This window comes from Microbacterium trichothecenolyticum (assembly GCF_041938625.1).
Lineage (GTDB): Bacteria > Actinomycetota > Actinomycetes > Actinomycetales > Microbacteriaceae > Microbacterium > Microbacterium trichothecenolyticum_D.
This window is the reverse complement of the sequence record NZ_CP169427.1, coordinates 4401640-4414921: the sequence shown is the minus strand read 5'-3', so window position 1 is coordinate 4414921 and position 13282 is coordinate 4401640. Positions and strand designations below refer to the sequence as shown.

Below are 13282 nucleotides of genomic sequence, written 5' to 3'. Positions count from 1 at the left end.
GGGCTGATGTCCTCCACCGACGGGACGCCCGCCCGCCACCTCGCCCGGGCCATAGAGATCGCGACCGAGAACGTCCGCCACGCGGGCGGTCCGTTCGGCGCGGTCGTGGTGTCGGCGGACGGGCAGATCTTCGAGGGCGTGAACCGGGTCACGGCTGACCTCGACCCGTCGGCGCACGCCGAGGTCGTCGCGATCCGGCGGGCGTGCCAGGGGCTCGGCACGTTCGACCTCACCGGTGCGACGCTCTACTCGAGCTGCGAGCCGTGCCCGATGTGCCTCGGCACCGCGCTCTGGGCCCGCATCGAGCGCGTCTACTTCGCCGCCGACCGCGAGGACGCCGCAGCCGCGGGCTTCGACGACGCGGTCTTCTACCGCTACTTCGACGGGCACCCCGAGCACCGCGACATCATGCCCGTGGAATCGATCGAGCTCGTCCCCGAGCACCGCGTCGCGCCGTTCACCGAATGGGGCCGGAATTCGTCGCGCATAGAGTACTGATCGGTCTTCCCCGAGCCGGCGTCGGCCAGGCCGTCGGCGAGATCAGGAGATCTGGCGAAGGCAGGGGGATCTGCGCCGAAACGTCCTGTGTAGGCCAGATCTCCTGATCTGAAGAACGGCTCAGCCCGGCGGTACGGGAGCAGCTTCCTCGATCAGCTGCAGCAGCTGAGCGGAGACGCTGACGGCGATCGTCGCGGGCTGCTTGCCGGGGATCTCGGGGAGGCCGATGGGGGTCGTCACCCGGGCCAGGGCGGCCTCGTCGTGGCCGGCCTCGTGCAGGCGCGCCCGGAAGCGGGCCCACTTCGACCGCGAGCCGATGAGGCCGATCGAGGCGATGCCCTCGGTGCGCAGCGCCTGGTCGACGATCGCCAGGTCTTCGGCGTGGTCGTGGGTCATGACGAGAACGTGCGTCCCGGCCGGCACCGACGCGAGCACCACCTCCGGCACCGGCGCGTGGTGCACGTGCACCCCCGCGACCGCGTCGGCGAGCGGCCCCGGCACGCCGTTCACCCCCAGCCGCGACGGCGACAGCATCGACTCCCGCGAGTCCACGAGGTGCAGGTCGAGGTGCTGGCGCGCGAGGATTCGCGCGACTTCGAGCCCGACATGCCCCATCCCGAACACCGCTACCGACGGCACGACCCGCACCGGCTCCAGCATCAACGTGACCTCTCCTCCGCAGCACTGCACCCCGTACTCGGTGGTCTCCTTGTCGCTCAGGGTGAGCGTCAGCAGCTCCGGCTCGGCGGTGCCCGAGGCCAGCATCGCGCGGGCGCGCGCGACGGCGGTGGCTTCGAGGTTGCCGCCGCCGATCGTCTCGAAGACCTCGCCCGGCGAGACGACCATCTTCGCGCCGCCGTTGCGCGGCGCGTGCCCCCGCACCATGGCGAGCGTCACGATCACCGCGGGCGTGCGGGCGTCGCGCAGGGTCCGCACCGCGTCGAGCCAGTCCACGGCCGAGCCCTCAGCGGCCCGCCGTGAGCAGGTCGGGTTCCGCTGACCCCGAGTCCTCCGTCGGGCCGGTGGTCGCAGCATCCGTTCCATCCCGGGACACGGATGCTGCGCCCGCACCTCCCGCGCCGCGCATCGCCTCGATCGCCCAGAACACCGCCTCGGGGGTCGCGGGCGACGAGAGCTCGACGCAACGCCCACCCGGCCCGAACGCCCCGACCGCCTGGCGGAGCGCCTCGCGCACGCTGAACGCGAGCAGCAGCGGCGGCTCGCCCACAGCCTTCGACCCGTACACGGCGCCGTCTTCGCGGGCGTCCTCGAAGAGCGCGACGTGGAACTCCTCGGGCATCTCGGAGAAGCTCGGCAGCTTGTAGGTGCTGGCCGACGGCGTCTGCAGGCGCCCGCGGGTGGGTCCGTCGCCGGTGTCCCATCGCAGCTCCTCGAGCGTGAGCCACCCCGTGCCCTGGACGAACCCGCCCTCGATCTGGCCGATGTCGAGCAGCGGCGACAGCGAGTCGCCGACGTCGTGCACGATGTCGACGCGGCGCAGGCGATACGCGCCGGTGAAGCCGTCCACCTCGACCTCGGCGGCGGCACAGCCGTAGGCGAAGTACTTGAAGGGCGACCCCTGCTGGCGGTCGGCGTCCCAGTGGAGCCCCTCGGTGCGGTAGTAGCCCGCGGCGAACAGCTGCACGCGCTGCAGGTAGGCGGCCGCGACGACATCGGCGAACAGCATCCGTTCGCCTCCGCCCAGCGCGGTGACGTACCCGTCGGAGAAGCGCACGTCGCGCGCGTCGACGCCGAGCAGGCGGCCCGCGACCGCGGCGAGCCGGCCGCGGATCTCCTCGCACGCGAGCTTGACCGCGCCGCCGTTCAGGTCTGCGCTCGACGAGGCGGCGGTGGCCGACGTGTTCGGCACCTTGTCGGTGCGGGTCGGGGCGACGCGCACGGCCTCGAGCGGCACACCGAGCGCGGTCGCGGCGACCTGCAGCATCTTGGTGTGCAGGCCCTGGCCCATCTCGGTGCCGCCGTGGTTGATCAGCACCGAGCCGTCCTTGTAGACGAGCACGAGCGCGCCGGCCTGGTTGAACGACGTGAAGGTGAACGAGATGCCGAACTTCACCGGCGTCATCGCGAGGCCCCGCTTGCGGTCGGCGTGCGCGGCATTGAACCGCGAGACCTCCCGCAGCCGGGCATCGAGGTCGGACGACGCGCGCAGCCGGTTCCAGATCGCGGGCAGCCGCCCGGCGTCCTTCACGAGCTGCCCGTAGTGCGTGGTCTGGCCGGGCCGGTAGAAGTTCTTCTCGCGGAGCTCCAGCGGATCGATGCCGAGCGCGGGCGCTGCTCGGCCCAGGATGTCCTCGATGAGGAACGCGCCCTGCGGGCCGCCGAAGCCTCGGAACGCCGTGTTCGACGGCTTGTGCGTCTGGGCGACGCGGCCGTGCACCCGCACGTTCGGGATCCAGTAGGCGTTGTCGACGTGGCAGAGCGCGCGGCCGAGCACCGGCTCGGAGAGGTCGAGACTCCAGCCGCCGTCGGCGGTGAGCGTCGCGTCGAGCGCCTGCAGGAGTCCGTCGGCGTCGAAGCCCGCTCGCCACGTCAGGTGGAACGGGTGGCGCTTGCCCGACATCGTGATGTCCTGCGTGCGGTTGAGGCGCAGGCGCACGGGGCGTCCGGTGAGTTTCGCGCCCAGCGCCGCGATCGCCGCGAACCCGTGCGGCTGCATCTCCTTGCCGCCGAAGCCGCCGCCCATGCGCAGGCATTCGACGGTGACCTCGCTCGACGCGATGCCGAGCACGTGCGCGACGATCTCCTGCGTCTCGGAGGGGTGCTGTGTCGAGCACTCCACGAAGTAGCGACCATCGGGCTCGCGCACCGCGAACGAGGCGTGCGTCTCGAGCGAGAAGTGCTCCTGCCCGCCGACCGCGCTCTCGCCCTCGAACACGAACGCAGAGGATTCGAGAGCGGATGCTGCGTCCCCGCGCGCAATGGTGCGCGGCACGCCCTGGAACGACCCGGCGGCGATCGCCTCCTGCACCGTGATCAATGACGGCAGCGGTTCGTAGGTCACCGTGACGGCGGCGGCGCCCCGGCGCGCAGCATCCGGTGTCTCTCCCAAGACCCACACCAGCGCATGCCCGAAGAACATCGCCTCGCGCGGGAAGAGGGGCTCGTCGTGCTTGACCCCCGCATCGTTGACGCCCGGCACGTCGTCGGCGGTCAGCACCCGGACGACCCCCGGCACCTCGTATGCGGGCGCGACGTCGACCGTGACCCGCGCGTGCGCCGACGTGGACTGCACGGGCCACGCGGTCAGCACGCCGTGGGCGCGCGCGGCGATGTCGTCGGTGTAGACGGCGGCTCCGGTGACGTGCAGGGCTGCGCTCTCGTGCACCGCCGGGCGGCCGACAACCGGGTTCTCGGGACGATCGGCGAGCGAGCTCATGCCGTCGCCTCCGGTTCGTCGGCCGACGCCGCGAAGAGCGCCGGCAGCGCCATACCGAGCATGCGGGCGCGGTACGCGGCGCTCGCGCGATGGTCGTCGAGCGGCGTCCCCTCCTGTTGCAGGACGAGGGATGCTGCTGCCACCGTCGCGGCGGTCCACGGGCGTCCGTCGAGGGCGTGCTCGGTCGCATACGCGCGGAGGGGCGTCGCGGCGACGCCGCCGAGGCCGATGCGTACGTTCGTGACGACGCCGTCGTCGAGGTCGAGGGCGAAGGCGACCGCCACCGACGAGATGTCGTCGAACCGCCGCTTCGCGATCTTGTGGAATGCGGTCACGCCGGGCTGCGGAAGCGGGATGCGCACAGCGCGGATGAGCTCGTCGCGGCGCCTGACCGACGTGCGGTACCCCGTGAAGTAATCGGCGAGGTCGACCTCGCGCTCGCCGCCGTCGGCCGAGACGAGCACGACGGACGCGCCGAGCGCGAGCAGGGCGGGCGCCGCGTCGCCGATGGGGGAGGCGGTGCCGAGGTTGCCGCCGAGAGTCGCGCGGTTGCGGATGAGGCGCGACGCGAACTGGGGGAGCAGCTGCGCGAGCAGCGGGACGCGCGGGCCCACGCGGCGTTCGATCTCGGAGAGCGGAACGGCGGCGCCGATCTCGACCGCGTCGCCGGCGAACCCGAGAGCCTTCAACTCGGGCAGGCGGTCGATCGCGACCACGAGCGGTGCGCGCGCGCCGCGCAGGTTCACATCGACGCCCCAGTCCGTGCTCCCCGCGACCGCGACGGCGTCGGGCTCGTCGCGCAGCAGCTGCAGCGCCTCGTCCAGGCTCGCAGGTCGCACGAAACGCCCGTCGTCCGCCCGAACGTCGGTGGCGACCGCGGGCGGCGCCGGCTCGCGCAACCTCTCCCGCAGCGGATCATCGGGACGCGGCATCCCGAGCGCGAAAGCCGCGTCGCGGATGGGACGGTAACCCGTGCAGCGGCACAGGTTGCCGCCGATCGCATGCAGATCGAACCCGTTCGCCCCGTGCTCGGCGTCGACCGCGCCCGCCTCGCGGTCGGCGCGGTAGAACTCGGCGGCCATCGCGCATGTGAACCCGGGCGTGCAGTAGCCGCACTGCGAGCCGCCGGCGGCCGCGAGCTGCCGCTGCACCGGGTGCAGGTCGTCGGGCGAACCGAGCCCCTCGGAGGTCACGACCTCCTGGCCGTCGAGCGCGTGCGCCGGCAGCAGGCAGGCGTTGACGGGCGTCCACGCCGTGGCGCCCTCGGGCCCCGCCGTGGCGACCAGCACGGCGCACGCGCCGCACTCGCCCTCGGCGCAGCCCTCCTTCGCGCCGGTGAGTCCGAGACCGCGCAGCCAGTCCAGCGCGGTGGCGTGCGCGACGGTGCCGACGAGCGGGACGACCCGCCCGTTGACGGTCACAGCGCTGTCTCGGTTCGTACGGATGCCGGGAGTCTACGCCGCGCCCTCGACGCCGCGAAGGTGCGCCGCGACCCCTCTGGACACGCCCTGCGGGCAAGAGGATCGTTGGCGGCGGCACAACCACTGGGAGGCTGTCATGTTCACACCCGATCGGCCATTTTCGAGCTTCGCTGTACCCGACGTCGGCGAGGCCGTGGCCTTCTACCGCGACACCCTGGGGCTCGACGTCACGGTCTACGAAGAGATGGGAGGCGGCTTCACCATCGCGCTTCCCGGCGGCGGCAGCATCTTCGTCTATCCGAAGGAGGATCACGAGCCGGCCGTGTTCACGATCCTCAACTTCAGCGTCGCCGACGTCGACGCCGCGGTCGACGACCTCAACGCGAGGGGTGTCGTGACGAAGATCTACACCGACCCCGATTACGGCACCGACGAGAAGGGCATCTCGCGCGGCTTCGAAGGCGGCCCCGACATCGCATGGTTCAAGGACCCCGCGGGCAACGTCATCTCGGTCGGCCGTATGGAGCCGCAGATGATGGGGGAGCAGTAGGGGCAGGACGAGGAGGCAGCGCCCCCGTTTCCGCTCGTTGAGTGAGGACCCCGTTCCCGCTCGTTGAGTGAGGACCCCGTTCCCGCTCGTTGAGTGAGGACCCCGTTTCCGCTCGTTGAGTGAGGACCCCGTTCCCGCTCGTTGAGCGAGCGAGGAACGAGCGAGTCGAAACGCGTCGGACTGGCGGACTGCGCCGTGTCAGAGGCGTTTCGACTCGCAAGCTCGCTCAACGATCGGGCACGGGGATCAGCCGGCGAGCGCCTCCGACAGCTTCACGCGGCCGCCCATGCGCAGGAGCGAGTTCTCGTAGATGCGGGCGGCGACGAAGATCGCGGCGACGCACGTCGCGATGAGGATCGCGATCGACAGCAGCGGCTCCCACCACTGCGCCTGGCCGAGGAAGATGCGCATCGGCATGCCGACCGGCGCCGAGAACGGCACGTACGACATGATCGCGAGCACCACCGGGTTGTCGTTGAAGAAGATGACGAGGAAGTACGGCGCCATCACGAGCATCGTCAGCGGCATCGTGGTCGAGCCGATGTCCTCCTGGCGAGACACCATCGAGGCGGCCGCCGCGAACAGCGAGGCCAGCAGGATGAAGCCGAACAGGAAGAAGATCGCGAACCAGGCGATGGGGGCGCCGAGCCCCTGCAGCAGTGCGGTCTGATCGGTCACGGTGAGGCCGATGATCGCGATCGCGGCGAGGATCAGGATCTGCCCCATCGCGAGGACCGTGTTGCCGATCACCTTGCCGGCCAAGAGCGACCGCACCGGGATCGCCGAGATGAGCAGCTCGACCACGCGGGTCTGCTTCTCTTCGACGACGCTCTGCGCGATCGTGCCGCCGAACAGGGACGCGGCCAGCAGGAACACGACGCCGAACCCGACAGCGGCGATGTAGCCGAGCGCGGCGTTGCCCTCCTCGGGGGCGAGGAGCTCGACCGGGGGCACCTGCGCGAGCTGCAGCATCAGCGACGTCGGCGCGGACGACTCGGCGACGATCGCGAACCCGAGCGGCGACGACGAGTCGCCCACCACGGCCGCATCGACCTCGCCGTCGGTCACGAGCGCCTCGGCGGCGGCGCGGTCCGCAACGTCGGTGACGTCGAGGCCTTCCGCGCCGGCGACATACTGCTGCGCGTCGGCGGTCACCGCCACCGGTGTGCCGGTGGTGTTCGCCGCCTGGAAGCCGCCCCAGATCACGAGGGCCAGCGCGCCGAGGAACAGGATCGCCGTCGAGATGACGAACGCCTTGCTGCGCAGCTTCGAGCCGATCTCGCGCTCGGCGACGAGCCAGATCGCCTGCCCTGCGCCCAACGCGGTGCCGCCGCGGCGGGTATCGGTGGTGCTCATTGGATGACCTCCTTGAAGATCTGGGCGAGGGACGGATGCTGCGGCGCGAAGCTCGCGACATCACCCTGTGCGACCGCCCGGCGCAGCACCCGCTGCGCGGTCTCGTCGCTGTCGACGTCGAACACCGCGTAGCCGCCGTCGAAATCGAGCACCTCGACGCCGGGCTCCGTGCGCAGCCAGCCGGCGTCGCCGGCCGAGACGAGCTCGAAGCGGCGGGTCGAGTGCTGCGCCCGAAGGGCGTCACGGGCCCCGGCCGCGCGGATGGTGCCGCCGGCGATGATCACGAGGTCGTCGCACAGCCGCTCGACGACGTCGAGCTGGTGCGACGAGAAGAGCACGGCGGCGCCGGCAGCGGCGCGCTGCTGCAGCACGCCCGCGACCACGTCCACCGCGAGCGGGTCCAGGCCCGAGAACGGCTCGTCGAGGATCAGCACCTGCGGGTCGTGCACGAGTGCCGCGGCGATCTGCGCGCGCTGCTGGTTGCCGAGCGAGAGCGTCTCGACGTTGTCGTTCAGTCGCTCGCCGAGCCCCAGCTGCTCGAGCAGAGCGCGGGCGCGGGTCGCAGCATCCGTCTTCGAGAACCCGTGCAGTCGCGCGAGGTAGGTGATGTGCTCGTGCACCTTCATCTTGGGGTACAGCCCGCGCTCCTCGGGCATGTAGCCGAAGCGTCGGCGGTCGGAGGCCGTGACCTCGGCGCCGTCGAGGGTGACGGTGCCGGCGTCGCCGGCGAGCACCCCCAGCACGATCCGCATGGTGGTGGTCTTGCCCGCGCCGTTCCCGCCGACGAAGCCGGTCAGCCGGCCGGGCCCCACGTCGAACGACACGTCGTCGAGCACGCGGCGCCCTCCGTAGCTCTTGCCGATACCGCGCAGCTGCAGCATCCGTTTCTCCTCTCGCTTCCCCTGCAGCCGACGCTACGCATGCGAGCGCGCTGAGGCCTCCCCCGTGGGGCGGATTCGGCAGGGGTCCGCCGTGCGGGGGAGCGGGTGGATGAGAGATCTTTCATGCGCCGGAATAGATCACCCGTGCATGTGCTTGCATGGATGTGGAACGTCCACGGTGGTCCCCACCGGGGACGCCTTTGCTTTCAAGGAGAACCCCACATGACCGAGCGGACCATCGGCTACATCGTCGGCAGCATCTCGTCGACCTCCATCAACCGTCGTCTCGCGAAGGCCCTCGAGCGTCTCGCCCCCGAGGGCACCACCCTCGTCGAGATCCCGATCAAGGACCTCCCCTTCTACTCGCCCGACTTCGACGCCGACTTCCCGCAGGTCGCCCGCGACTTCAAGCAGGCCATCGCCGACGTCGACGGCGTCATCATCATCACGCCCGAGTACAGCCGCTCGATCCCCGGCGTCCTGAAGAACGCGCTCGACTGGTCGGCCCGCCCGTGGGGCCAGGGCTCGTTCGACGGCAAGCCCACCGCCGTCATCGGCACGTCGGGCGGCGGCATCGCCACCGCGGCGGCGCAGCAGCACCTCAAGGCGATCCTCAGCCACTACAACGCCCCGACGCTCGGCCAGCCCGAGGGCTACGTGCAGACCACCCCGGGCCTGTTCACCGAGACCGGCGAGGTCACCAGCGAGCAGACCGCCGACTTCCTCATCGGCTACCTCCAGGCCTTCGGCGCCCTGGTCGACCGCTACGCCGCGGTTCCCGTCGCCGCGTAATCCCCCCGGTCGGCCTCACCCGGACCGACGACCTGTTCCCGCACCCCGGATGCCCCGGACCTGACGCCCCTCGTGGCGCCGGGGCCGGGGCATCCGTCGTTCCCTCCCTGGATCGCCCGCCCGCGTCTTGGCGACTCGCCAAACCCCCGGCGTTTCGGGGGCGCTCTTGGCGACTCGCCAAAAGGCGCAGTGCGATGCTCACGTTCCGGCGGCCTTGCCCTCTGGCGAGTCGCCAAGAAAGGCCGCTCTTCCGGTGGTTTCTGGCGAGTCGCCAAAAAAGGCGGCTGCAGGGCGGGCGAGGCGGGTCAGACGAGGCCGTGGCGGTGGGCGTAGACGACCGCGGCGACGCGGTCGCGGGTGCCGAGCTTCTGCAGCACGTTCGAGACGTGCGTCTTCACGGTGGCCTCGCCGATGTAGAGCCGCTGTGCGATCTCGGCGTTGCTCATCGCCTGCGCCACGAGCCGCAGCACCTCGCCTTCGCGCTCGGTGAGCTCGACCACGGGCCCGTCCCCCACCACTTCCGGCGAGAGTGCAGCTGGTCGCCGAGAGGTAGGGAACGCCCCGACATCTCGTCCACCAGCTGTACTCTCGCGGTCGGGGGAGGGGGAGGGGGAGGCGGACCGGGCCTCGGTGACGGGCGCGGCGGCGAAGCGGGCGATCACGCGGCGGGTGACCTCGGGGGCGAGCAGCGCGTCACCGGCGGCGGCGACCCGCACGGCCGAGATGAGCTCCTCGGGGCCGGCGTTCTTCAGGAGGAATCCGCTCGCGCCGGCGGCGAGTGCGTCGAAGAGGTAGTCGTCGCGGTCGAAGGTGGTCACGACGACGACCGCCGCCTCCACCGAACCCACGATGCGCCGCGTCGCTTCCAGCCCGTCCATGTCGGGCATCTGCACGTCCATGCAGATCACGTCGGGACGGACATCGGATGCTGCGGCCACCGCCTCGACGCCGGTGGAGGCCTCGCCGACCACGGCGATGTCTCCCGCGGACTCGAGGATCATGCGGAAGCCGGCTCGCATCACGGCGTGGTCGTCGACCAGGAGCACGCGGATCACGCGCCGACCGCCTCGGCCGGCACGGCGAGCGGCACGCGCAGCCGGACGAGGAACCCGCCGCGGGCGCGCGGCGCCGCTTTGAGCTCGCCGCCCGAGGCGGCGGCCCGCTCACGCATGCCGACGAGGCCGAGGCCCGGCCGCATCGGCGCGGCGACGGCGCGGCCGGAGTTGACGACCTCGAGCTCGACGGCGTCGGGCGCGTAGCGCAGGCGGACGTCGGCGGCAGCATCCGGTCCGCCGTGGCGGCGTGCGTTCGTCAGCGCCTCCTGGGCCACGCGGTACACGTTCACCTGCACGAGCTCGGGCAGGTGAACGGCGTCGCCGACGATCGTGAGCGTGGTGGGCAGGCCGTTGTCGTTCGCATGGGCGACGAGGTCCGCGAGCGCCGAGAGGTGCACGGTCGATCCGCCCTCGGCGTCGCCGCCGGAGGTGCGCAGCGTCTCGAGCAGCTGCCGCAGCTCGACGAGCGCGGAGCGGGCGGACGCCTCGACTCCGCGCAGCGCTCCGCGCGCAGCATCCGGATCCCGGTCCAGCACGGCGCGGGCGGCGCCGGCCTGCACCCCCATCGCCGAGACGTGGTGCGCCACGACGTCGTGCAGCTCGCGCGCGATGCGCACGCGGTCCAGTGCCACGGCCTGCGCGGCGGTGACCTCGCGCTCCCGCTCGAGCTCGTGCGTGCGCTCCTCGAGCGCGGCGCGCGACATCGCGGCGGCGTACGCGCGGTCACCCATGTAGTACGCGCCGCCGAAGAACCCGGCGTTGACGAGCAGCTGGATGAGCAGCATCGCCGCGAACGGCGAGAAGAGACCCGCCTGCGACAGCGCCTCGTCGGACGGGTCGATCGCCGCCTGGAACATCGTGACGATCAGCCAGACGAACATCGCGACGATCACGCCGACGCGCACCCACATCGCCCGTCGGCGGTCGTCGACCCACGCGCCGACGGTGTACATCGCGATGAACATCGCGATATTCGAGACGTACAGGTCGGGGATGCGGAATGTCACACCCGCGAAGAACACGAGGGCGATCGCCAGGACGACGACCGCGGGGAAGCGCCGTCGCACCGCGAGCGGGGCCGTGAGCCCGAGGCTGTAGAGCAGCGCCCACTGCATGCCGGCGTTCGCGTCGTCGCCGTAGACCCCGGCCACCGAGCCCAGGGCGGTGCTGATCACCGCTGCGACGAAGAGGGCACCGGCGAGCCACACGTCGTTGCGCAGCTCGCCCGCGGTCGGCGCGGGGCGCCGCGCGGGGCGCCGCGCGGGGCGCGCGGAAGCCAGGTCGGACATCCCTCCACGCTACGGGGCCGCGGGTTCCGGGGCATCCCCCGTGAGACGGAGGTGGAACGGGGATGCGGCGGACCGCAGCATCCGTCCGTTACTTGCTATTGACAAGCGTGCTTGTTTTTTGCAACCATTCTTCTGTCGCCAGTCCGGTCGACGCCCACGGTCACAAGGAGCAAGGCAATGACGCACATCTTCGTCAACATCCCGACGAACGACCTCGAGCGCTCGAAGGCGTACTACACGGCCCTCGGCTGCGCGCTGAACCCGCTCTTCACCGACGAGAACGCCGCGTGCGTCGTGTGGAGCGACCAGATCTTCTTCATGGTGCTCACCCGGGAGTACTTCGCGACGTTCACCGACAAGGAGTTCGCCGACCCCAAGACGCACGCGCAGGTGCTGCTGTCGATCAGCCGCGAGACCCGCGAGGACGTGGACCGGATCGTCGAGGCGGGCGTCGCCGCCGGTGGCACCGCACCGGGCGAGCCGCAGGACTTCGGCTTCATGTACGCGCGCGACCTCATCGACCCCGACGGCAACGGCATCCAGTTCATGTGGATGGACCCCGAGGCCGCCGCGAAGGGACCCGAGGCGTTCATGGCGGAGCAGGCGCAGGCCTAGGTGGCGTCCCGCAGCTACGGGCAGTACTGCGGTGTCACGACGGCCGTCGAGCTGATCGGGGAGCGGTGGGCGCTGCTCATCGTCCGCGATCTGCTCGTCGGCCCCCGCCGCTACACCGACCTCAAGCAGGGGCTGCCCAAGATCCCCACCAACATCCTCTCCACACGGCTCAAGGAGCTGCAGGAGGGCGGTGTCGTGCGCCGCGTGCCGCTGCTGCACTGCGGGCTCGTGTACGAGCTGACCCCGTACGGCCGCGAGCTCGAGCCGATCGTGCTCGCCCTCGGCCGGTGGGGCTTCCAGGAGATGGGCGAGCCCCAGCCCGAGGACGTCGTCACGGCCGACTCGCTGACGATGGCGCTGCGGACGGCATTTCAGACGGATGCTGCGACCGCGCTGCCGCCCGCAGACTACGAGCTGCACGTGGGCGACGTCGTGCTGCGCGTGCACGTCGACGCATCGGGGCTGCGCATCGCGCAGGTCCAGCCGGCCGGGCGTCCGGTCGACCCGCGGCTCGGGACGCAGGCCTCGACAGCCGGGGAGCCCGATCTCGTCTTCGCGGCTGGTCCCGGCATCCGTCGCCTCATCTCGGGCGAGCTGACCCCGGCCGACGCTCTCGACCAGGACGTGCTCGCCGTCGTCGCGGGCGACGCGACGCTGCTCGAGCGGTTCGCCCAGACGTTCCACATCCCCATCGACCCCGGGGTCGCGCTGGTCGCGTGAGCCCGCCCCGGCACGGAAGGAGGCGGCCATGACCGGTCGCATCTACATCGACCTCTTCACTACCCTCGACGGCGTCGCGCAGGCGCCCGGCGGCCCGGAGGAGGACCCCTCGAACGGGTTCCCCTACGGAGGGTGGCAGGCGCCGTTCCCCGACGAGGTCATCGGCGCCTCGATCGGGAAGGGGATCTCCCAGCTCGACGCACTGCTGCTCGGGCGGCGCACCTACGACATCTTCGCCGGATACTGGCCGCACCAGTCCGGGAAGATCGCGGACGCCCTGAACAGCGCACCGAAGTACGTCGCCTCGCGCGGCCTGCCCACCCTGGAGTGGGAGGGGTCCACGCAGCTCGGCATGGATCTGAACCGCGAGGTGGAGGCGCTGCGCGACAAGCACGAGAACATCCACGTCATCGGCAGCGTCGATTTCGTGCAGACCCTGCTGAAGGAGCAGCTGTTCGACGTGCTGACCCTGTGGGTCTATCCGGTGGTCCTCGGTCAGGGCAAGAAGGTGTTCCCCGAGGGTGCGCATCCCGCGAACGTCAGGCTGCTCGAGCCGGCCGTGACGGGCCCGCTCGGCGTGCTGCAGCTGCGATACGGGCCGGCGCCGGGCGCACCGCAGACCGGCGAGATGGGCCCCGAGGACTGAGGTCGTCCGGACACCGCCCCCGCTCGTGGAGCGGTGTCAGACGTTCTGCCCTGCCCGCTCGT

Annotated in this window: 13 protein-coding genes; 6 read left to right on the top strand and 7 right to left on the bottom strand. The window is 71.3% G+C overall.

Features of this window, described 5'->3' with window-relative positions; translation table 11 throughout:
• The first annotated feature begins 6 nt into the window (after positions 1-6).
• Positions 7-498 carry a nucleoside deaminase gene (locus ACEYYH_RS20375; protein ID WP_374976108.1) on the top strand — a complete coding sequence of 164 codons (492 nt, stop codon included), beginning with the start codon at positions 7-9 and terminating at the stop codon, positions 496-498.
• A 120-nt stretch (positions 499-618) separates the two neighbouring features.
• Here ACEYYH_RS20375 and xdhC read toward each other — a convergent pair whose 3' ends face one another.
• Genes xdhC through ACEYYH_RS20360 form a run of 3 tightly spaced genes read right to left on the bottom strand, consistent with a single transcriptional unit; the run spans position 619 to position 5316 of the window.
• Positions 619-1452, bottom strand: coding sequence for a xanthine dehydrogenase accessory protein XdhC (xdhC, locus tag ACEYYH_RS20370; protein WP_374976107.1), 834 nt, complete (start codon positions 1450-1452; stop codon positions 619-621).
• A 10-nt stretch (positions 1453-1462) separates the two neighbouring features.
• Entirely contained in the window at positions 1463-3895 is a 2433-nt protein-coding gene (xdhB, locus tag ACEYYH_RS20365; RefSeq protein WP_374976106.1) for a xanthine dehydrogenase molybdopterin binding subunit, read from the bottom strand.
• Complete coding sequence (locus ACEYYH_RS20360) at positions 3892-5316, bottom strand: xanthine dehydrogenase small subunit (RefSeq protein WP_374976105.1); 1425 nt, start codon at positions 5314-5316, stop codon at positions 3892-3894. Before ACEYYH_RS20360 ends, xdhB begins: the two co-directional genes overlap by 4 nt.
• Before the next feature lie 136 nt (positions 5317-5452).
• Here ACEYYH_RS20360 and ACEYYH_RS20355 point away from each other — a divergent pair, with 136 nt between their 5' ends.
• A complete protein-coding gene (locus ACEYYH_RS20355) occupies positions 5453-5866 on the top strand; it encodes a VOC family protein (RefSeq protein ID WP_116195387.1) in 414 nt (137 codons plus the stop codon).
• Between the two features lie 246 nt (positions 5867-6112).
• Here the strand turns inward: ACEYYH_RS20355 and ACEYYH_RS20350 are convergent, their stop codons facing one another.
• Positions 6113-7222, bottom strand: a complete 1110-nt coding sequence (locus ACEYYH_RS20350; protein ID WP_374976104.1) for an ABC transporter permease — start codon at positions 7220-7222, stop codon at positions 6113-6115.
• Entirely contained in the window at positions 7219-8103 is an 885-nt protein-coding gene (locus ACEYYH_RS20345) for an ATP-binding cassette domain-containing protein (protein ID WP_116195389.1), read from the bottom strand. The genes ACEYYH_RS20350 and ACEYYH_RS20345 overlap by 4 nt, the downstream gene beginning before the upstream one ends.
• A gap of 222 nt (positions 8104-8325) precedes the next feature.
• Here ACEYYH_RS20345 and ACEYYH_RS20340 point away from each other — a divergent pair, with 222 nt between their 5' ends.
• Positions 8326-8895 (top strand): NADPH-dependent FMN reductase, encoded by a 570-nt coding sequence (locus ACEYYH_RS20340; protein ID WP_116195390.1) that lies wholly within the window; start codon positions 8326-8328, stop codon positions 8893-8895.
• A 305-nt stretch (positions 8896-9200) separates the two neighbouring features.
• On the opposite strand, the gene ACEYYH_RS20335 is transcribed toward ACEYYH_RS20340, so the two are convergent.
• Positions 9201-9950 (bottom strand): response regulator, encoded by a 750-nt coding sequence (locus ACEYYH_RS20335; RefSeq protein ID WP_374976103.1) that lies wholly within the window; start codon positions 9948-9950, stop codon positions 9201-9203.
• Positions 9947-11239 (bottom strand): sensor histidine kinase, encoded by a 1293-nt coding sequence (locus ACEYYH_RS20330; RefSeq protein WP_374976102.1) that lies wholly within the window; start codon positions 11237-11239, stop codon positions 9947-9949. Before ACEYYH_RS20330 ends, ACEYYH_RS20335 begins: the two co-directional genes overlap by 4 nt.
• 177 nt (positions 11240-11416) lie before the next feature.
• On the opposite strand from ACEYYH_RS20330, the gene ACEYYH_RS20325 reads away from it, so the two are divergent.
• From ACEYYH_RS20325 to ACEYYH_RS20315, 3 genes are read left to right on the top strand one after another with little or no spacing between them, the layout of a single operon-like run.
• Positions 11417-11854 (top strand): VOC family protein, encoded by a 438-nt coding sequence (locus ACEYYH_RS20325; protein WP_374976101.1) that lies wholly within the window; start codon positions 11417-11419, stop codon positions 11852-11854.
• Complete coding sequence (locus ACEYYH_RS20320; protein WP_374976100.1) at positions 11855-12574, top strand: winged helix-turn-helix transcriptional regulator; 720 nt, start codon at positions 11855-11857, stop codon at positions 12572-12574.
• Between the two features lie 28 nt (positions 12575-12602).
• Positions 12603-13220, top strand: coding sequence for a dihydrofolate reductase family protein (locus ACEYYH_RS20315; RefSeq protein ID WP_374976099.1), 618 nt, complete (start codon positions 12603-12605; stop codon positions 13218-13220).
• The last annotated feature ends 62 nt before the right edge of the window (positions 13221-13282 follow it).